This window comes from Luteibacter mycovicinus (assembly GCF_000745235.1).
GTDB classification, from domain to species: Bacteria; Pseudomonadota; Gammaproteobacteria; order Xanthomonadales; family Rhodanobacteraceae; genus Luteibacter; species Luteibacter mycovicinus.
The window spans coordinates 2921800-2942280 of record NZ_JQNL01000001.1; the positions used below are offsets into that span (position 1 = coordinate 2921800).

17 protein-coding genes, 1 pseudogene and 1 riboswitch are annotated in these 20481 nt (G+C 65.4%); of the genes and pseudogenes, 10 read left to right on the plus strand and 8 right to left on the minus strand.

Annotation, left to right across the window (positions count from 1 at the left end):
* Positions 1–51 precede the first annotated feature (51 nt).
* The 5 genes from FA85_RS12815 (at position 52) to FA85_RS12835 (ending at position 4221) form a co-directional block, all read left to right on the plus strand.
* On the plus strand, positions 52–642 hold the full coding sequence (locus FA85_RS12815) for a YceI family protein (protein WP_036116203.1): 591 nt from the start codon (positions 52–54) through the stop codon (positions 640–642).
* A gap of 107 nt (positions 643–749) precedes the next feature.
* Positions 750–956: a zinc-finger domain-containing protein gene (locus FA85_RS12820; RefSeq protein ID WP_036116202.1), complete on the plus strand. Its 207-nt coding sequence runs from the start codon at positions 750–752 to the stop codon at positions 954–956.
* Positions 957–1017: 61 nt separating this feature from the next.
* Positions 1018–2157, plus strand: a complete 1140-nt coding sequence (locus FA85_RS12825; protein ID WP_036116201.1) for a glycosyltransferase — start codon at positions 1018–1020, stop codon at positions 2155–2157.
* On the plus strand, positions 2154–3434 hold the full coding sequence (locus tag FA85_RS12830) for an O-antigen ligase family protein (RefSeq protein WP_051944024.1): 1281 nt from the start codon (positions 2154–2156) through the stop codon (positions 3432–3434). The genes FA85_RS12825 and FA85_RS12830 overlap by 4 nt, the downstream gene beginning before the upstream one ends.
* Positions 3424–4221 carry a glycosyltransferase family 2 protein gene (locus FA85_RS12835; protein WP_051944022.1) on the plus strand — a complete coding sequence of 266 codons (798 nt, stop codon included), beginning with the start codon at positions 3424–3426 and terminating at the stop codon, positions 4219–4221. The genes FA85_RS12830 and FA85_RS12835 overlap by 11 nt, the downstream gene beginning before the upstream one ends.
* Here the strand turns inward: FA85_RS12835 and FA85_RS12840 are convergent.
* Positions 4165–5088 (minus strand): annotated as a pseudogene (locus FA85_RS12840) (VirK/YbjX family protein); the annotation flags it as partial. The gene FA85_RS12835 and the pseudogene FA85_RS12840 overlap by 57 nt on opposite strands.
* A gap of 239 nt (positions 5089–5327) precedes the next feature.
* Positions 5328–6245: an LpxL/LpxP family Kdo(2)-lipid IV(A) lauroyl/palmitoleoyl acyltransferase gene (gene lpxL, locus FA85_RS12845; RefSeq protein ID WP_036116199.1), complete on the minus strand. Its 918-nt coding sequence runs from the start codon at positions 6243–6245 to the stop codon at positions 5328–5330.
* 80 nt (positions 6246–6325) lie between these two features.
* Here lpxL and waaA point away from each other — a divergent pair, with 80 nt between their 5' ends.
* Complete coding sequence (gene waaA / locus FA85_RS12850) at positions 6326–7591, plus strand: lipid IV(A) 3-deoxy-D-manno-octulosonic acid transferase (protein ID WP_036118482.1); 1266 nt, start codon at positions 6326–6328, stop codon at positions 7589–7591.
* Between the two features lie 4 nt (positions 7592–7595).
* On the opposite strand, the gene FA85_RS12855 is transcribed toward waaA, so the two are convergent.
* From FA85_RS12855 to FA85_RS12865, 3 genes are all read right to left on the minus strand, one after another.
* Positions 7596–8189, minus strand: a complete 594-nt coding sequence (locus FA85_RS12855; protein ID WP_036116198.1) for a hypothetical protein — start codon at positions 8187–8189, stop codon at positions 7596–7598.
* A 167-nt stretch (positions 8190–8356) separates the two neighbouring features.
* Entirely contained in the window at positions 8357–9709 is a 1353-nt protein-coding gene (locus FA85_RS12860; protein ID WP_036116197.1) for a TolC family outer membrane protein, read from the minus strand.
* A gap of 34 nt (positions 9710–9743) precedes the next feature.
* Positions 9744–10403 (minus strand): protein-L-isoaspartate O-methyltransferase family protein, encoded by a 660-nt coding sequence (locus FA85_RS12865; RefSeq protein ID WP_036116195.1) that lies wholly within the window; start codon positions 10401–10403, stop codon positions 9744–9746.
* 361 nt (positions 10404–10764) lie between these two features.
* Here FA85_RS12865 and FA85_RS12870 point away from each other — a divergent pair, with 361 nt between their 5' ends.
* From FA85_RS12870 to FA85_RS12885, 4 genes are all read left to right on the plus strand, one after another.
* The gene (locus FA85_RS12870; RefSeq protein WP_036116193.1) at positions 10765–11430 is read left to right on the plus strand and encodes a TetR/AcrR family transcriptional regulator; all 666 of its coding nucleotides are present in this window, start codon (positions 10765–10767) and stop codon (positions 11428–11430) included.
* A 35-nt stretch (positions 11431–11465) separates the two neighbouring features.
* Positions 11466–11564: riboswitch (TPP riboswitch) on the plus strand.
* 76 nt (positions 11565–11640) lie between these two features.
* Positions 11641–13488: a phosphomethylpyrimidine synthase ThiC gene (gene thiC, locus FA85_RS12875; protein WP_036116191.1), complete on the plus strand. Its 1848-nt coding sequence runs from the start codon at positions 11641–11643 to the stop codon at positions 13486–13488.
* A 133-nt stretch (positions 13489–13621) separates the two neighbouring features.
* Complete coding sequence (locus FA85_RS12880) at positions 13622–14212, plus strand: ferritin-like domain-containing protein (RefSeq protein ID WP_036116189.1); 591 nt, start codon at positions 13622–13624, stop codon at positions 14210–14212.
* A gap of 46 nt (positions 14213–14258) precedes the next feature.
* The gene (locus FA85_RS12885) at positions 14259–15278 is read left to right on the plus strand and encodes a DUF2333 family protein (RefSeq protein WP_036116187.1); all 1020 of its coding nucleotides are present in this window, start codon (positions 14259–14261) and stop codon (positions 15276–15278) included.
* Between the two features lie 87 nt (positions 15279–15365).
* Here the strand turns inward: FA85_RS12885 and ppa are convergent, their stop codons facing one another.
* The 3 genes from ppa to FA85_RS12900 form a co-directional block, all read right to left on the minus strand.
* Complete coding sequence (ppa, locus tag FA85_RS12890) at positions 15366–15899, minus strand: inorganic diphosphatase (RefSeq protein WP_036116186.1); 534 nt, start codon at positions 15897–15899, stop codon at positions 15366–15368.
* A gap of 62 nt (positions 15900–15961) precedes the next feature.
* On the minus strand, positions 15962–18088 hold the full coding sequence (locus FA85_RS12895) for a prolyl oligopeptidase family serine peptidase (RefSeq protein WP_036116184.1): 2127 nt from the start codon (positions 18086–18088) through the stop codon (positions 15962–15964).
* Positions 18089–18320: 232 nt separating this feature from the next.
* Positions 18321–20369 carry a sodium-translocating pyrophosphatase gene (locus FA85_RS12900; protein WP_036116182.1) on the minus strand — a complete coding sequence of 683 codons (2049 nt, stop codon included), beginning with the start codon at positions 20367–20369 and terminating at the stop codon, positions 18321–18323.
* Positions 20370–20481: the final 112 nt, after the last annotated feature.

The following is a 20481-nucleotide window of genomic DNA, read 5'->3' on the forward strand; positions in this document are numbered from 1 at the left end:
CTCCGGTCCCGCCGTCACACGCCGTACCCACCTCACTGCTGGAGAAACACCATGCGCGCCCTCCGTTACGTTGCCCTCGCCGGCCTGCTCGCCACCGCCGGCACCGCCGCCGCCGCCCCGGTGACCTACAAGCTCGACCCGACCCACACCATGGTCCTGTTCAGCTGGAATCACTTCGGCTTCTCGAATCCGACCGCCAATCTCAATCAGGTCGACGGCACCCTCGTCTACGACGAAGCCGCCCCGACCAAGGCCACCGTCGAGGTGACCCTGCCGCTGTCCGGTCTGGACACCTTCGTGCCCAAGCTCGACGAGCACCTGAAGTCGGCGGATTTCCTCGATGCCGCCAAGTTCCCGAACATCACCTTCAAGAGCACCAAGGTGGTCTCGGCCGGCAAGGACAAGCTCAAGGTCACCGGTGACCTCACCGTCCACGGTGTGACCAAGCCGGTCACCCTCGACGCCACCCTGAACAAGGTTGGCCCGCACCCGATGATGAAGGTGCAGTCGATCGGCTTCGACGCCACCGCCACCATCAAGCGCTCGGACTTCGGCGTCGGTGCCTACGTCCCGAACGTGTCGGACGACATCAAGATCCGCATCACGACCGAAGGCCACGACGCCTCGGCTGACAAAAAGTAATCGTCCCGGCTTTCACGGCCGTGAAAAACCCGCGCCGGCAACGGCGCGGGTTTTCTTTTTTGTTACCATCGCAGGCCTCGGTTTACCGTTTTGCCCGGAGTTTCCCCATGCGACCCAATCCCGCGGCAGCGCCGCTGATCCCGGCAAACGCCGAAAACCGTTACGAAGTGACGCGCGCCGACCTGCCGCTGTCCTGCCCGATGCCGGGGATGTACCTGTGGAACTCGCACCCCCGGGTCTACCTGTCCATCGAAGACGACGGTGGCACCTCAAAGTGCATGTACTGTGGCGCGACGTACGTCCTGAAAGACTGAACGGCCCCCTGCGGGCACGTTTCGTGCTTCGTCTGCGTCATCACACTCACCGGAACCACCCATGGCCACCGTCTCCCCGCACCGGACGATGACCGTCGTACAGCTGATCCCCTCGCTCCATTCGGGCGGGGCCGAGCGCTCGACCCTGGAAATCGCGCGGGCGCTGGTGGCTGCGGGGCACCGGTCGGTAGTGGTGTCGGCGGGCGGACGCCTGGTGGCGCAGCTGGAGGCCGAAGGCAGCGAGCACATCGCCCTGCCCATCGGTCGCAAATCCCTGGGCACCCTGTTCACGGTAGGCAAGCTGCGCCGCATCCTGCGCGAACTGAAGCCCGACATCGTGCACGCCCGGTCGCGGCTGCCGGCATGGATCGGCTGGTGGGCGATGCGTGGGGTCAAGCCCCGTCCGCACTTCGTCACGACCGTTCACGGGCTGAACAGTCCGGGTCGCTACAGCGCGATCCTGCTCCGAGGGGAGCGGGTCATCGTGGTCTCGCAGACCCTGCGTGACTACGTGCTCCGCCACTACCCCGACGATATCGAGACCGCGCGGATCGCCGTGGTGCCGCGTGGCATCGACACCGAGGCGTTTCCCTACGGTTACCGTCCCGACGACAGCTGGCAGCGGGCGTTCTTCGAGCAATACCCGCAACTGGCCGGCGCGCCCCTGCTGACCCTGCCGGGCCGTGGCACCCGCCTGAAAGGTCATGCCGACGCGATCGAACTGATCGCGGACCTTCAACAGCGCGCCATCGATGCGCGTCTGCTGCTGCTCGGCGCGGACGAACCGGGGCGAGAGGCGTATGTCGCCGAGCTGCGTCAGCTCATTCATGCGCGCGGCCTCGACGACCGTGTGGTGATCTCGCCGGCGCGATCGGACGTGCGCGACGTCTACGCCCTGTCCGATCTCGTCCTGCAGCTGTCGGTGCGGCCGGAGTCGTTCGGCCGTACGGTGGTCGAGGCGCTGGCCTTGTGCCGCCCCGTCATGGGTTACGCGCACGGTGGCGTCGGCGAACTTCTGGCCGAGCTCTATCCCGCGGGCCGCGTGCCGCTGGGCGATCGCGAACGCCTGGTCGAGCGCGCCGCCGAACTCCTGCGTTTCGCTCCGCCGATTCCGCCGCCGCGCAGCTACCGCCTCGTCGACATGCAGTCGGCCACGCTCGCCTTGTACGCCGAGCTGGTCGAAGGCACCCCGGCCGCGTGAGCTCGCGCGGGCCCGGTGCGCTGCTGAAAGCGGGGCTTGCCTCGCCGCTCCTGCCGATCTGGCTGGTGCCCGCGTTGCTGCCGCTGGGGCGCAGTGCCGAGGTCGGCGTGTTTCTCGCACTGGTCGGCTCGATACTGCTCGTCGTGCGCGAGCCGACGGCGATTCGTCATCATCCCGGTGCGCGCCTGTTTCTCTGGTTATTCGCCGCCTACGCGGGTGCCGCGCTCGTCTCCGTCGTCGACGCCGTCGCGCCCGGGAAGAGCTGGGGCACGCTGGCGGGCATCCTCCGGTTCGCTCCGCTGGGTGTGTACACGTGTTTCGCCATGCGCCGGCCAGGGAAGGTGCGTGCCATGTGGTTCGCCACCGCAGCGGTCGTCGCGCTCTGGGTCGCCGATGCCTGGGTGCAGGCGCTGACCGGTTATGGCCTCGCGGGCGCCTCCGATCCGGCGCGCCTGTCCGGCATCTTCGGTGCGACCAACCTGAAGCTCGGTCCCGCGGTGTCCGCGCTGGCGCCGTTCCTTCTCTGGGCCGGGCGCGAGCGCTGGGGACGCCGGGGCCTGATCCTGACGTTCCTGCTGGCGCTCGGGCCGGTGCTGCTTTCCGGTTCGCGCGCCTCGTGGATCTGCTACGCACTCGTGGCCCTGGCGTTCCTCTGGCGTGAGGCGGGTACGTTCCGTCGCTTCGCCGTGGCCTGTCTGGGCATGGGCGCGGTCGTGCTTCTGGTCGGCGCACTGGCATGGCAGGTATCGCCGCGATTCCGCGACCGGGTGGCGCATACCTTGCCCGCCCTCACCGGTACCAGCGCGGGCCTGGACGCCGCGCTGACCGGGCGTCTCGATATCTGGACGACGTCGCTGCGCCTCTATGCGGCGCATCCCATCAACGGCGTGGGCGTCCGCGGCTTCCGCGTGGCCTATCCATCGGTCGCGTCGCCCGGAGACCACTTCCTGACCATCGAGAAATGCGGCGATGGGGAGGGTGCCTGCCATCCTCATCAGGTCGTGCTCGAGGCCGCCACCGAGACCGGAACCCTCGGCCTCCTCGCGTGGCTGGCGGCCACCGTGCTGGCCGTCCGCGTCTGGTGGAAAGCCGGTCCCGTGGCGCGCGAGCGTGCATTCCCCGCCAGCGTGGCGCTGTTTGCGATCTTCTTCCCGCTGAACACGCACATGGCCTTCTATTCGGCATGGTGGGGTCTGCTCACCGCGTGGCTGTTCGCCGTGTGGTGCGCGGCGCTGCTCGTCGATCTGCCGGACCTGGAACCGTCCCGTGGCGCGTGAGCCGCTGTCGGTCGTCGTGACCACGTTCAACAGCGCGGCGACGATCGGCGCCTGTCTCGCTTCCGTCCGTTTTGCGGACGACATCGTCGTGCTGGATTCCGGATCGACCGATGAGACGCGCGACATTGCCGCGTCGCATGGGGCACGGGTGAGCATTCAGCCGTTCGCCGGCTACAGCGCACAGAAGCAGGCGGCGATCGATCTCGCCGTCCACCGCTGGGTATTGCTGCTGGACTCGGACGAGGCGCTGCCCGCCATCGCCGCCGAGCGGGTGAGGGCGGCGCTCGTCACGCCCGATGTCGCGGGTTTCGAGATGCTCCGTCGCGAGTGGGTGTTCTGGCGCTGGCAGCCCGGTCGCGCGCGCCTGAATCACTACGTGCGTCTGTTCGACCGCACACGCGCCGGCATGAGTGGTCACGAAGTACACGAGAGTGTCCTGGTGCGCGGGTCGGTGCGGCGCCTCGATGCCGTCATCGACCACTATGGCGAGCGCGATATCGACGGGCGGGTCGACAAGGCCAACCGTTACTCGACGTTGCAGGTGCGCGACCGGCAGACGCGCGAGCCGCGGATGCTTCGTCTGCGGATGGTGGTCTATCCCGCCATCGCTTTTGCCCGGTACTACTTCTGGCGCGGTCACTGGCGGGGCGGCTGGGCGGGTTTCATCGCCGCCCGGGTACATGCTTTCTATGCGTTCCTGAAGTACGCGAAGCTGTACGAGCGCCGCGTATCAGGCGGCCAGCGGCAGGACCACGGCGCGTTCGAATCCGAACGCCCTGAGGACTAGATCGCAGGCTTCGTGACGCAGCGCTTCGCGCCGACGGAACTCACTGCGGCGCTTGCTTTCGACCTCGGTTTCGCAACGCACGGGCTCGTGAGGGGCCATGGCGTAGAAGCCCTCGCTGGTCTCCTGTCCACCGGCCTCGCGCCAGAAGCCGTTGTAGTCGGCCTTTACCTTGTCGGCGATGCCCGCGAAGACGTGAGCCTCATTCGATATCCCGAGGACGCGTTCCACCTCGAAAGCCTCGGCGAGCGAACGGATCAGCGACAGCAGGAGGTTTTTAGGACGCAGGCCATGGCACTGCCGCGTGAGTTCGCGCACGGCTTCCAGGCCGGCGTGGTTGGGCGCACCCTGAAGGCAGCCGATGGCGATGGCCTTGCCGCCGTCGACGAAGGAGAACGCCGCATAGGAGATCTGCATGCCCTGGTGATCGACCAGCGAGAGCGTCATCTCGCCCTCGCGGGCGCGTCGGAACGGCGCCTTGAGCATCAGCGAGAGAGCCTCACCGTTACGCAGGAGCACCTTGCCAAGCAAAACCTGGCGCTCGCGGTACAGCACGTGGAACAGCGTCCGGGGGAACCGGGCAAGGGCGAATTCGTAATGCTCGCGCAGCACCTTCAGCCGGCGCTCGCGATTCCAGGCCTTGCTGATATAGCGGTGCTGGTAGCGCTCGGTGAGGATGGTGTCGATCGACGAGACGCCGGCCATCGGCGGTGTCTCCAGGAAGGCCAGCCATGCGTCGTGCTCCCGCCAGTGCGCCACACTGCGGCCGACATAGTTGAGTACCGCATTGACCACGTGCGACCGCTTGCGGTGCCACGCGCTGCGGCCGCGCAACGAACGCGCGAAACGAAAGATCGACTGCATGGGAAGGTCCGTCTTGAGGAGTGACGACGGACGTTCTACGCGCGTGTTTTTTCGCGAAGCTTTCGTTGTTTATGACGAAAGGTTCGGCATTTCGTCAGCGTATACCGCAAGAAAGGTGGGAGAAACTCCCATGAAAGAAGCATCCAGGGCAGCTATCCGTCTGGCCCCACCGCGCACCTGTAGGAGCGAACCCTGTTCGCGAAAAGCCAACGAAGCAAAGATGCCGCACCACCCATCGCTACCACCTAATAAATCTTCGGCTCACCCGGCGGCCGCGTCTTGAACCGCTTATGCACCCACAGGTATTGCTCAGGCGCCTCACGCGCCATCTGCTCGATCTGTGCATTCACCCGCTCGGTATCGCGCGCGGCATCGTCGCTGGGAAAATCCTCAAGCGGCGCGCCGAGGCGCATGGCGTAGCCCGCGTCTCCCGGCAGGCGCCGGTGATAGAACGGAATCACCAGCGCGTTGGAGAGGCGCGCCAGGTGATGCGTGGCCGTGATGGTCGCGGCCGGCACGCCGAAGAACGGCACGAAGACGTTGTCCTTGCTGCGCATGTCCTGGTCGGGCGCATACCAGAGCGTGCCGCCGGCCTTCAGGTAGCGCACGGTGCCACGGATATCGTCCTTGTCGAACATCGCATCCGCGTAGTGCAGGCGCGAGCGCAGCACCGCGAATTCGAACACCTCCGAATCCATGCGGCGGTACATGCCCGCGATGCGGATGCGTGAGGAGACGAGGCGCGCGCTCAGTTCGAGGTGCGAGAAATGTCCGCCGACCAGGAGCACGCCACGGCCGGCGGCGCGTGCGGCTTCCAGGTGTTCGAGCCCGTCGACCGTGACGGGGACCTTCGCGATCGCGCGATCCGAGCCCATCCAGCCCAGTGCGAATTCGGCCAGCATCATGCCGACGTCGCACAGATTGGCCCGAACCAGCGCCTTCTGTGCCGCCGGATCCAGCTCCGGAAAGCAGAGGGCGATGTTGGTCGCGGCGATGCGCCGCCGTTCGGGGTTCAGGTGCAGGGCCAGGCGGCCCGCCATGCGTCCGAGGCGCATCAGCCAGCGGAAGGGCAGGTGGGCGATAAGCCAGATGAAGCCGACGCCGAGCCACGCCGGCCAGTGGCGGGGCGTAAGAAGCTGGCGCGTCAGGGTAGGGCGGGTCATACCAGGCATGTCCGCCCATTGTAGCGAATGGGCGCGGCTATACTGACCGGTCACGGGTCAACCCAGGGAATCGCGTGCTGCTGCGCCTGCTCTACAACTTCGCGATGTACCTGTTCACACCGCTGGTGATGCTGCGTCTGATGGCGCGTGGCATGCGCTACGGCGACTACCACGTGCGCTGGCGCGAGCGCTTCGGTCGCTTCCGCGAACCGCGCCTCGCCGGCTGCCTCTGGGTGCACGCGGTATCGGTAGGTGAGGTCAATGCCGCGGAACCGCTGGTGAAAGCGCTGATGGAGGCTTATCCGCAGGCGCCGATGCTGGTCACCACGGTGACCCCGACCGGCTCCGAACGCGTGCGTCAGCTGTTCGGCAGCAGCGTCCACAGCGTGTACCTGCCGTACGATCTGCCGTTCGCCGTGAAGCGCTTCCTGCGCAGTACGCGCCCGCGGCTGGCGATCATCGTCGAAACGGAAATCTGGCCGAACCTGTATTTCGCCTGCCGCAAGCACGGCATTCCGCTGCTGATCGCCAATGCCCGGTTATCCGAGCGATCGCTGCGCGGCTACGCGCGCATGAGCTCCCTCGTCCGCCGCGCCCTGCGCTGCGTCAGTCATATCGCCGCACAGTCCCGCACCGATGCCGCGCGCTATCGGCTGCTCGGTGCGGAGCCCAGCCAGCTCACGGTCTGCGGCAACCTCAAGTTCGACATGCCGGTGCCGGACACGGCGTTGCAGGCGGGCCTGGCCATGCGCGAGGCATGGGGCACGGGGCGTCCGGTCTGGATCGCCGCCAGCACGCACGAAGGCGAGGAAATGTGCGTCCTCGAGGCTCACCTCGCGGTGATGCGCCGGCTGCCGGATGCGCTGCTGCTGATCGCACCCCGTCACCCTGAGCGGTTCAAGGCCGTCGAGGCATCCGTCCGCAGCCTGGGCTTCCAGGTGGGAACGCGCAGCGGCGATGACATTCCCGGTCATTCCACGCAGTGCTTCGTCATCGATTCGATGGGCGAACTGCTGCGTTTCTTCGCGTCGGCCGATGTCGCCTTCGTCGGTGGCAGCCTGGTGTCCATCGGTGGACACAACGTCCTGGAGCCCGCCGCACTGAACAAGCCGGTGCTTGTCGGGCCTTATACGTACAACTTCGAGGAAATCACGCAGGCCCTGCTCGATGAAGGCGGCGGTCAGCGGGTGAAGGACGGCGACGAGCTGGGCGAGCAGGTGCTGGCCCTGCTTCGGGACAAAGACCGCCGGGAGATCATGGGAAACCGCGCTCGCCACGTCTTCGACAGCGAGCGCGGATCCGTGGGCAAGGTGATGGCGCTGGTGGATACCCTGCTTCAGGAGTGAAGGGTCAGTCCCTCTGGTTCCCGGCGTCGAGGCCGGAATTGCAGGCGAACCGGGCTTCCACCTGCGGCGTCGCGTTGGGCCGGTTGTCGACATGAGTGCTCATGAAGCGAACGCGGCGAGCCTGGTCCAGGCACGTCTTGTATACCAGTTCGCGGACGGCCCGATAGGCCGCGTGCGGCTCGCCGCTCGCCTGGGCAAGCCCCGTCGACGGACCCAGGCCATCACCGGTGACGATCGCCGCCGCGGGCATCGGGCCCTCCTTGATCCGATCGGCGAAGGGATCCTCGGCAACGCGGCAGGTGGCATAGGCGTTCACCCGTACGCCGCCTTCGCGCGTGTCGTAATAACTGCGCTTGAACCCGTCGTGGTACTCGGTGACGTAGCCGCCGCGCACATCGCAGTTGTCCATGGCGCTGGTCCAGACCGTGGCATATGGCGCAACGACGTCGCCGAGAACACCTTTGGCCCGGACGTCGTATTCGAACGACGTGGCGCTCGCGTATTCGACCACCTTGAGCCGGTGGTTCGTCGGGGAGGCCGGCGACGCATGGGCTAAGCCAGTGCTCGCCAGCAGGCCGACGATGATAAATCCCTTCATGGTTCTTCCTTGGTTCCGAGGCCCGGTTGGGCCCGGCCATCTTCGTCGGGCAGCAGGTTCGTCGGAGTCAGCGCCGCCCGTGCGATCGTGTGGGGCGTGTCCGCCAAAGAGCAAAAAAAACGGGCCGCGAGGGCCCGTTTCTTATTCTTCCCCCGAAAGGAAAGTCGTTACTGCAGCAGCGCGTTGATCGCCTCGAGGTCCTTCACATCCACGGTCCCGGCCGTCTGCTTGAGCAGCAGCTTGTCGAGAATGAACTGATGGCGGGCCTGCGAGTAGTCGCTGAGCGACGAGGTCAGGTTCTGCTGGGCGATCAGCACGTCGACGATGGTGCGCGTGCCGACTTCGAAGCCGGCCTGCGTCGCGTCGCGCGCGCTTTCCGAAGAGGCGACGGCGGCCTTGGTGGCCTCCACCTTGCTGATACCGGCGACCACCGAGCGGTAGTAGTTCAGCGTGTCGCGGACGACCTGACGACGGGTGCTTTCCAGGGAGTCCTGGGCGGCATCGCGCTGGTAGATCGACTGACGAACGCGTGACTGCGTGGCGCCGCCGGAGAAGATCGGCACGCTGAGCGTCAGGCCGACGCTGGTGCCGCCGCGACCGTTGCCCGAGACACGGTTCAGGGCGTTCGTCGCCGGGCTGCCCGCATTCTGCGTCCAGGAGGTGCTCTTGCTGTAACCGGCACTCGCGTCGATGGTCGGCAGATGACTCGCGCGGGCGGAGGAAATGCTGTGCTCCGCCGAGTCGACGTTGTACTGCGACGCGAGGATGCTCGGGTTGCTCTTGACCGCTTCGGCGACCCAGGCCTTCGGATCGTTGGGCGACGGGGCGTCCATGGGCAGGTCTTCGCGAAGTTTCTTCAGATTGTCCGCCGGCTTGCCGGTGATCTGGGTCAGTGCTTCACGCGAATCCGCCAGGGTGTTCTCGGCGGTGATGACGGCGGCGACCGAGGTGTCGTGCTGGGCCTTGGCGTCCTGCACGTCGGTGATCGCGGACAGGCCGACGTCGAAACGCTGCTGGGCCTGCTCGAGCTGACGAGCGAGCGCCTGCTCGTTGGCCTTGGCGAAGGTCAGGGCGTCGTCGTTGGTCAGGACCTGAAAATAGGCCGTGGCCACGCGCGTGGAGAGCTGCTGCAAAGCGGCTTCGTACGTGGCGTCCTGTGCCTGCGACGACGACTTGGCGGCCTTCAGATCGGCGTACCTGCTGAAGTCGAGCACGCTCTGGGTGACCGTGGCCGACTCGCTGCGCGTGCGGGTATGGCCGAGGTCCGTGCCCGTGGTCGTGTCGCGATCCGGACCATTCTGATCCGTCTGGGTGATACCCAGCTGCGCGCTGATCTGCGGGAGCAGCAGCGCACGGCTTTGTACGACGGTTTCACCCGTGGCGAGACGGGTGGAATCGGCCTGCGACAGCACCGGATCGTTGGCCCGGGCCTGGCGGTAGGCGTCGAGCAGGTCTTCAGCGTGGCTCGCGAACGGCGTCGCGGCCAGTGCCAGCGCGACGGTGAGCAGCTTCAAGCGCATGGTTTCGCCTCGTGGGTGATGGGAGATCTTTGGGTCAAAGCACGAAGCGCTTCACCGGCGCGGCATGCGCCAGGTAAGGAAGGTCCGTTTCAAACAGCGATTCCTCGCGATAGCGGCCGTCACCCTCGTGGGTGAGGAGGACCGCCGTCTGAGCGGGGGAATTGCCGCGTATGACGAACATGCGCCCGCCCGGCTTGAGCCAGCGCACGAATTTTTCGGGAACCGCATGGACGGCGCCCGTGACCACGACGGCATCGAAAACGCCCGTCGGCTGGTAGCCGTTGACGGCTTCGGCGGTTTCCACCGTGGCGTTGACCACCGAGGCGGCGGCCAGGCGCTCGCGGGCGGCGTCGACGAAGTCGGCGTGCATGTCGATGCTGGTCACCTTGCCGGCGAGGCGGGCGAGGCAAGCCGTCAGGAAGCCCGAGCCGGTACCGATTTCCAGCACCTCGTCGGTCTTCTTCAGTTCCAGGGCCTGCAGCACGCGACCCTCGACCACCGGCTTCATCATCACTTCGCCATGGCCCAGCGGCAGGGTCAGGTCGGCGAAGGCGACATTACGGTGGGACGGCGCGACGAAATCTTCGCGACGGACGCCCTTCAGCGTCTCCAGGACGTCGGCATCGAGGACTTCCCAGGGACGAACCTGGTTCTCGACCATGTTCTGACGTGCCTGCTCGAAATTCATCGCCATGGTTTTTGGATCCCGTACGAAAAGCTGAAAAAGGTTCGAAAGGATAAGCGCTTAGCGCCCGTTTTCCCAATGTTGCCAAGGCTGCGGGTGCGCCACCGCCCGAGCTAAGTGCCGGAAGTCACCGGACCGGGCTGACGGAAGTCATGCCTGACCGTGCCTTCACTCGCTGGCGCCTGAACGATGAATGGTGCAAGCCCCTGAACGCCTTGGGTTTACCCGGGCAGTGGCCCCACTTCATTGTAATCCGCCGCACAGCGCTTCCGTCGTACCGCCACCTTGAGGCTCATGCCGCAGGAGTGGTGGAAATAACTGAACCGCTGCGTATAATAAAGTCATAATTTCTGTTTGTGAAGGTGCAGCCATGAACGCCAGCCCGAAAATGAAGAGCCAGGGCCCGGGGCGTCCCAAGGACATGGAGAAGCGCGCGGCTATCCTGGATGCCGCCAAGGCGCTCTTCACGCAGGGCGGCTTCGCGGGCACCAGCATGGATGCGGTCGCGGCATCCGCGGGCGTTTCCAAGCTCACCGTGTACAGCCACTTCGGCGACAAGGACAACCTTTTCCGTGAAGTCATCCGTGCGCACGTACAGGAGCGCCTGCCGGACGACCTGTTCGACTTCAGCCCGGGCGCGGACATCCGCGTCACGCTGACCAACATCGCCAGCCGGCATGCGGCGATGGAGACCAACACCGAGTCCGTCGGTACGTTCCGCGCGATTCTTTCCGATTGCCAGTCGGGCGGTAATCCGCGTTTCGGTCGCCTGGTCTGGGAGGAAGGCCCGGCACGTATGCACAAGCTGGTGATGCGCCTGCTCGAGGGCGCCACCTCGCGCGGTCAGCTCGATATCGTCGACATTTCCCGTGCGACCACGCAGTTCCTCGCGCTGCTCAAGGGCGACCTGCTCATCCGGCGCCTGTTTGGCTGCGAAGACTGCGCCGTGCAGTTCGGCGAGGAGGTCAAGGCCAATGCCCTGGCGGCCGTCGACATGTTCCTCCGCGCCTATGAGCCGCGCTCGTCCCAGGGCTGAGCGCTCGCTTCCCGCCCCGCTTCGTGGTTGAATCGCCCTCGAAGCGGGGGTGCCCAAGCAATTGCGCGGGCTGAGAGAGTCCCTTCGAACCTGATCCGGTCCGTACCGGCGTAGGAAGCTTCGTCCACGACAGGCAACGTGCGTCCATGCACGGGGCACGGCGTGGCGGCGCCGTCCGCTTCTTCCTTATCCGCAAGGTACGAGAAGCCGATGAACGCCAGTCCCACCGATCTTGCCCGCGCCGCGCGCGAGCTTTCCACCTCCGTCACCACGCCGATCGCCGGCTCGCGCAAGATCCACATCGGCGGCAGCCGGGCGGACGTTCGCGTCGCCATGCGCGAGATCGCGCAGTCGGCCACGCCCACGCTGTTCGGCGGAGAGGCGAACCCGCCCATCGTCGTCTACGACACCTCGGGGCCTTATACGGATCCGGCGCACACGGTCGACCTGGCCGCGGGGTTGCCTGCGCTGAGGGCAGGCTGGATCGAGGAGCGGGGCGACGTCGAGCGCCTCGATGGGCTGTCCTCGGCGTTCGGCCGCTCGCGCGTGCACGACCCACGCCTCGATGCCTTCCGCTTCGGCAGCACGCGCCTGCCGCTTCGGGCGAAGGCTGGCGCCAACGTCACCCAGATGCACTACGCGCGCCGCGGAATCGTCACGCCGGAGATGGAATACATCGCGATCCGCGAGAACCAGCGCATCGAGGCGCTGGCCGACAGTGCCCTGCGCACGCAGCATCGTGGGGAAGCGTTCGGCGCCGCGTTGCCGGGGCGCATTACCCCGGCGTTCGTACGTGATGAAGTCGCGCGCGGCCGCGCCATCATCCCGGCCAACATCAACCACCCCGAAGCCGAGCCGATGATCATCGGCCGTCATTTCCTGACCAAGATCAACGCCAACATCGGCAACAGCGCGGTCAGCTCCGGCATCGCGGAAGAAGTCGAAAAGCTGGTCTGGGCGATCCGCTGGGGCGCCGACAACGTCATGGACCTTTCCACGGGGAAGCACATCCACGAGACACGCGAATGGATCATCCGCAACTCGCCCGTGCCTATCGGTACCGTGCCCATTTATCAGGCGCTGGAAAAGGTCGGCGGCGTGGCCGAGGAACTCACGTGGGACATCTTCCGCGACACGCTGATCGAGCAGGCGGAGCAGGGCGTCGACTATTTCACGATCCACGCGGGCGTCCTGCTCCGCTTCGTGCCCCTCACCGCCAAGCGCGTCACCGGCATCGTCTCCCGGGGCGGATCGATCATGGCCAAGTGGTGCCTCGCCCATCATCGCGAGAACTTCCTCTACACGCACTTCGAAGACATCTGCGAAATCATGAAGGCGTACGACGTGTCCTTCAGTCTCGGCGATGGCCTGCGTCCCGGTTGCGTGGCGGATGCCAATGACGCGGCGCAGTTCGGTGAGCTGGACACACTGGGCGAACTGACGAAGCTGGCGTGGAAGCACGACGTGCAGACCATGATCGAAGGTCCCGGCCACGTGCCGATGCAGCTGATCAGGGAGAACATGGAACGTCAGCTGGAGAAGTGCCACGAAGCGCCGTTCTACACGCTGGGCCCGCTCACCACCGATATCGCGCCCGGGTACGACCACATCACCAGTGCGATCGGCGCCGCGATGATCGGCTGGTTCGGCACGGCGATGCTCTGCTATGTGACGCCCAAGGAACACCTCGGTCTGCCCAATCGTCAGGACGTACGCGACGGCATCATCGCCTACAAGATCGCCGCCCACGCGGCCGATCTCGCCAAGGGGCATCCGGGGGTGCAGGTGCGCGACAACGCGCTGTCGAAGGCACGTTTCGAATTCCGCTGGGACGACCAGTTCAACCTGGGGCTCGATCCGGACAAGGCCCGCGAATTTCACGACGAGACCATGCCGAAAGACGCACACAAATCCGCGCATTTCTGCTCGATGTGCGGTCCGAAGTTCTGTTCCATGAAAATCACCCAGGACGTGCGCGATTTTGTCGCGGAGCAGGGCATGGCGGAAAAGAGCATGGAGTTCGTGGCACAGGGCGCCGAGGTGTACCGAAAGGCCTGACGGCGTGGCCGGGTGCCTGCGCCGGCAGGCCCCAACCCGGTGGCCTACCCCGCAAACCCTTCACCCCGCCTTCCCGGCGGGGCCCTTAACGTCTCCGGCCATACCTGAACCCACTCTCCCAGGAGACCAGGCCATGGCCAGCAGCAAGCCTTTCATCAGCGATATTGAGAACATCCGTAAGCGTGCGCGTCAGCACATCGACGACGGCGCGGTGACCGCGGGCTATCGCGCCGATCGCGAAACGGTGATCAAACTGCTCAATGAAGCCCTCGCGACGGAGATCGTCTGCGTGCTTCGCTACAAGTTCCATTACTACATGGCACCGGGTATTCATTCGCAGAGCGTCAAGTCGGAGTTCCTGGAACACGCCAACGAGGAACAGGGCCACGCCGACCGCATCGCCGAGCGCATCACCCAGCTCGACGGTACGCCCAATTTCAATCCGGAAGGCCTGCTTTCCCGCAGCCACGCCGATTATGTCGAGGGCACCACGCTGGTCGACATGATCAAGGAAGACCTGATCGCCGAGCGCATCGCCATCGACAGCTACCGTGAGATCGTCACGTACATCGGCGACGACGACCCGACCACGCGCCGCATCATGGAAGACATCCTTGCGCAGGAAGAAGAGCACGCCGAGGACATGGCGACGCTGCTGGAGAACCTCGGCGCCAAGGGCGAGCCGACGACGACCTGGGAACCCTCGAACCCCTCCGCGCACTGATTGGGTAAGCTAGGCGCTCACGTTCGCGACGATAAGGAAAGACATCATGAATGCGACCGCCTCACCCGCGCCGACCCCACGTCGGCGCAACCCTGTCGGACTGCTGGTCGCCGTGCCGATCGCGATCCTGATCCTCGTCATCCTGTTTTTCATGTGGTGGTGGGACAAGGAGCCGGAACAGTTCGACCCGGTTACCGTCACCACGGCGCACATGAAAGACATCGGCAGGCCCCTGAGCACCGGTGCCGTCACCACGTATACGCTGATCCGCTCCGTCGACACCCTGATGGACAAGCGCGGTGGTTACCTCAGCAACGACAAGATGCCGCCGGGCGTGTTCATGGACAACATGCCGAACTGGGAATTCGGTTCGCTGACCGCCTCGCGCGACCTGTCGCGCGCGTTGCGCAACGACCTCAGCCGGTCGCAGACGCAGTCCACCGAGGACAAGGATCTGGGCGAGGCCGATCCGCTGCTCAACAGCCCCAACGATCGCTGGTTGTTGCCGAGTTCGGAATCGCAGTATTCGAAGGCGGTGGACGATCTGGAGAAGTATCTGGGGCGTCTCAGCGATGCGGAAGACGCCAACGCGCACTTCTACGCACGCGCGGATAACCTCGCGGACTACCTGCAGACAGTGTCGGCGCGCCTCGGCTCCCTCTCGCAGCGGCTGTCCGCAGCGGCGGGACAGCTCAAGGTGGATGCGGCGCCCAACGCCGACGTCAGCGGCAACGCCGGCCCGGCACGGGCGGTGTACGTCAAGACGCCCTGGAACAAGATCGACGACAACTTCTACGAAGCGCGTGGCTACACGTGGGCGTTGCTGGAGCAGCTCAAGGCCATCCGCCACGACTTCGCGCCAATCCTGCGAAGCAAGAATGCGGATGCCAGTCTGCAGCAGGTGATTCGTGAACTGGAGGAATCGCAGAAGGCGCTCGGCAGCCCGGTGGTGCTCAATGGTTCGCCGTTCGGATTCTTCGCCAACCACTCGCTGGTGATGGCGAATTACATCTCGCGGGCGAATGCCGCGATCATCGATCTGCGCGGGCTGTTGAACCGCGGGTAACAAAAACAATGTAGGAGCTCGCCATGCGCGCGAACCTGAAACATCGCGCGCAAGGCGCGCTCCTGCATATGTTGCCGACCGTCGTTCTTAGTGGTCGGCCTTGTAACGATCCATGCCCGCCAGAATCTCGGCCTTGGCCTCAGCGGCGCCGACCCAGCCGTCGACCTTGACCCACTTGCCCTTCTCCAGATCCTTGTAGTGCTCGAAGAAGTGGCCGATGCGCTCCAGCCAGTGGCCGGAAACCTGCTCGATGTCCTTGATGTGCGCGTAGCCCGCGAACACCTTCTCCACCGGAACCACGACGAGCTTCTCGTCGGCGCCGGCTTCGTCGGTCATCTTCAGCATACCGACCGGGTGGCAACGGATCACCGAGCCCGGGACCAGCGACAGCGGCAGGATCACCAGGGCGTCCAGCGGATCGCCGTCTCCGCCCAGGGTGCCAGGCACATAGCCGTAGTTGCACGGGTAGCGCATCGGCGTGGAGAGGATGCGGTCGACGAAGATCGCGCCGCTTTCCTTGTCCACTTCGTACTTGACCGGCTCGGCGTCCTTGGGGATTTCGATGATGACGTTGATTTCGTCCGGCACATTCTTGCCGGCGGGAACGAGATGCAGACCCATGGGATTCCTTGACGATTCAGTGGGGTAGAAGAACGGCCGGGTAGCATAAAGCCTTTTGCGGCCTATTTCAGGTGGTCCCAGAGGTACGTGTAGCTCAGTGCGTTCATGAAGGCCGACTGCTTGTTGTCCGCCGCCGCGCCGTGTCCACCCTCGAGGTTCTCGTACAACGCCGCGTCGAAACCCATGGCCTGCATGCGGGCCGCCATCTTGCGGGCATGCACAGGGCCCACGCGGTCGTCGCGGGTCGAGGTGGTGAACAGCACCGCCGGATAATGCGTGCCCTTGTGCAGGTTGTGGTACGGCGAGAAGGTCTGGATGTACTTCCACTCCTCCGGCTTGTCCGGGTCGCCGTATTCCGCCATCCACGAGGCACCGGCCGACATATGCGTGTAGCGCCTCATGTCGAGCAGGGCGACCTGGCTGACCACCGCGCCGTACAACTGGGGGTACCGGGTCAGCATATTGCCGGCCAGAAGACCGCCGTTGCTGCCGCCCATCATGCCCAGATGCTTCGGACTGGTGATCTTGCGGTCGATCAGGTCCTGCGAGACCGCCGCGAAATCCTCATAGGCGCGGGGACGGTTGGCCTTGACGGCCGCCTGGTGCCAGCGTGGGCCGTATTCGCCGCCGCCACGGATATTGGCCACGACGTAGACGCCACCCTTTTCCAGCCAGGCGCGGCCGACGCCGCCCGAGTACATCGGCTGCAGCGAAATCTCGAAGCCGCCGTAACCGTAGACCAGCGTCGGGTTGCTCCCGTCGGCCTTCATCCCGTTCGGCGCGATCTCGAAGTAGGGCACCTTCGTGCCGTCCTTCGAGGTGGCGAAGTGCTGGCTCACGGTGAATTTCGAGCCGTCGAAGAAGGCCGGGCTGTGCTTGATCGCCTCGCCTTCGCCCTGACCGATCACGCCGTAATAGAGCGTCGTGGGCTGGGTATAGCCCGACACGGTGAGGAAGTACTCGTCGCTCTCATCCGCATCGATGCCGCCAGCCTGCACCGTGCTCAGCGCCGGTGCTCCGCCCAGGGGTTCGCTCTTCCACGGGCCCTTGTCGGCCGGCGTCAGCACCTGGATCTGGCTGACCACGTCACGCATCACATTGAGGATCAGGTGATGGCGCGTCCACGAGTGGCCAGCCAGCGAGCTGTGCTCATCGGGGGTGAACAGCACGGTGAGGTCGCGTTTGCCGGCCATGAAGTCATCGAACTTCGCCGCGAGGAGCGCACCGGACGGGTACGTTTTACCTCCCACCGTCCACGCCGTACGCAACTCGATCAGCAGCCATTCGCGTTCGATGTCGGTTTCGGCGTCGTTCGGTACGTCGATCTTGCTCAGCTTGCCGTCCTTGCCGCGCAGGAACACTTCCGAGTTGTAGAACTCGAGCGAGCGCTGTACGAAATCGCGCTGGAATCCCGGCGTCTGGTCGCGGTACGCCGAGATGGACATGTCCTTGGGCGTGCCCTCGTAAACCACCGTCGCCGACGACAGCGGGGTGCCGCGCTTCCATTCCTTCACGATGCGCGGGTAGCTCGATTCGGTCATGGAGCCGGGGCCGAAGTCCGTGGCGACGAAGAGATGGTCGTCGTCGACCCAGCTGACCAGCGTCTTCGCCTCCGGAAGGGTGAAGCCGTCCTTGATGAACGTCCGGGTCGACAGGTCGAATTCGCGGACGACGTCGGCATCGGCACCGCCGCGCGACAGCGACACCAGGCAGCGGCGGTTCGCCGGACGCAGGCATTGCGCACCGTGCCAGACCCAGTTTTCCTTCTCGGCCGCCGACAAGGCGTCCAGATCGATCACGGTCTCCCAGGCCGGCTTGTCCTTGCGGTATTCCGCCAGGGTGGTGCGGCGCCAGAGGCCCTTGGGATGCTGCTTGTCGCGCCAGAAATTGTAGAAATGATCGCCGATCTTGCTGACCATCGGGATCTTCGCATCGGAGTCCAGCACCTCGAGGATGCGTGCCTCCAGCGTCTTGAAGTCCGCGCCTTCCGCGTAGCGGCTGACGGTCTTCGCGTTTTCCTGCCTGACCCATGCGAGCGGCTTCGCGCCGTCGATGTCGTCGAGCCAGAGGTTTTCGTCGTCGCCGGCGGCCTGAATGGCGGGGGCGGAGGAAGTCTTGGGAGTGTCGTGGGCGTGGGTCATGCCACTGAAAGTAAGGGCGATGGCCAGCGCAATCCAGCGTCGGTGCATGGGGTCGGGTCCGTTTGCTAGCGGTTCCCTGACATTAGCTTACGGAAGGCGGGGTCCGGGGCATGACTTGTGGGCTAGCGGGTGCCAGTCCGACGCTGAGGCAGCCGGGCTTTCGCGAGCATGGCTGGCTCCCACCGGAGCTGGGTACCCCTGGCTCTGGCCCCCACGCGAGCTGGGTATCCCTGCTCGGGTAGGAGCCAGCACTGCTGGCGATGCTCCTCGCTCGGAAGCCCTACAACAGGGGAATCAACAACAGAGCCACGATATTGATGATCTTGATCAGCGGATTCACCGCCGGTCCGGCCGTGTCCTTGTACGGATCGCCCACGGTATCTCCCGTGACCGCCGCCTTGTGCGCATCGGAGCCCTTACCCCCGAAGTGCCCGTCCTCAATGTACTTCTTCGCGTTATCCCAGGCGCCGCCGCCCGTCGTCATCGAGATCGCGACGAACAGGCCGGTCACGATGGTGCCGATCAGCACACCACCCAGTGCCTGCGCGCCGGCTTCGGGACCGCCCAGCCACTTGAAGCCGAAAATCACCACCACCGGCACCAGTACCGGCAACAGTGACGGCACCAGCATCTCGCGGATGGCCGAACGGGTCAGCATGTCCACCGCCCGCGAATAATCGGGGCGCGTCGTACCTTCCATGATCCCGGCGATCTCGCGGAACTGCCGCCGCACTTCTTCGACTACCGCTCCCGCCGCCCGGCCCACGGCCTCCATCGCCATCGCGGCGAACAGGTAAGGGATCAGGCCGCCGATCAGCAGACCGATGATGACGTAGTGGTTGGACAGGTCGAAACGCACCTCCGTGCCGCCGAAGTGCAGGTTGAGGTTGTGCGTGTAGTCGGCGAACAGCACCAGCGCGGCGAGGCCGGCCGAGCCGATCGCGTACCCCTTGGTCACCGCCTTGGTCGTGTTGCCCACGGCGTCCAGCGGGTCGGTGACACCGCGTACTTCGGCGGGCAGTTCGGCCATCTCGGCGATGCCGCCGGCGTTATCGGTGATCGGGCCATAGGCATCCAGCGCCACGATCATGCCGGTCATGCTCAGCATCGCGGTGGCCGCGATGGCGATGCCGTACAGACCCGCGAGCGTGTGCGCTCCCCAGATCGCCGCACATACCGCCAGCACGGGCAAGGCCGTCGATTTCATCGACACACCCAGACCGGCGATGATGTTGGTCGCATGGCCGGTAGTCGACGACTGTGCCACGTGACGCACGGGGCGATATTCGGTCGCCGTGTAGTACTCGGTGATCACGACCATCGCGCCCGTCAGCACCAGCCCGATGACGGCGCAGCCGAAGATCCGGTTGGCACCGTAGGAGGAGTCGGCCATCAGCGACTGCGTGATCGGCCAGAATGCGATGGCCGCAAGCAGCGCCGAGACGAACACGCCGGCATACAGCGCATTCATGATCTTGCCGCCGCGGGTCTTGACGAAGAACGTGCCGATCACCGAAGCGACGATCGATACGCCGCCGAGCACCAGCGGATACAGCACCCCCGACGGACCGACCTCGGTGGCCATGACACCGCCCAGCAGCATCGTGGCGATCAGCGTGACCGCGTAGGTTTCGAACAGGTCGGCCGCCATGCCCGCGCAATCGCCGACGTTGTCACCGACGTTGTCCGCGATGACCGCGGGGTTTCGCGGATCGTCCTCGGGGATGCCGGCCTCGACCTTGCCGACCAGGTCCGCGCCCACGTCGGCACCCTTGGTAAAGATGCCGCCGCCCAGACGCGCGAAGATCGAGATCAGCGACGACCCGAAGGCGAAGCCGACGAGGGCATGCAGCGCGTGCGTGCGCTCGTAGCCCATGTGCAGCAATACGCCGTAGTAGCCAGCGACCCCGAGCAGGCCGAGGCCCACCACCAGCATGCCGGTGACCGCGCCGCCCCGGAAAGCTACCGCGAGGGCGGAAGAAAGGCCGCTTCTGGCGGCCTCGGCCGTTCGCACGTTCGCACGAACGGACACGTTCATGCCGATGTAACCGGTCGCCCCCGAGAGGAGCGCTCCCAGCGCGAAGCCGATCGCCGTTCCCCAGTCGAGGAAGATGCCGATGAGCAGGAAAAGGACGATGCCGACGACACCGATGGTGGCGTACTGGCGGTTGAGGTAGGCGCGGGCGCCTTCCTGGATCGCCGCGGCGATCTCCTGCATTCGTTCGTTGCCCGGCGATCTGGCCAGAACCCAGCTGACCGAAAATGCGCCATACAGAATCGCAACGACCGCACATGCCAGCGCGATCCATAAACCGTACTGCTGCAGCATCGAAGCCTCCCCGAATTGTAGGAGCCCGCCAAGGGCCCGGGCCGAGTATAGGCAGGGGAGGCGGTCGAAGGTGTTGTGCGCTGCGCCACGTGCGCGGCGTGACGAGAACTGG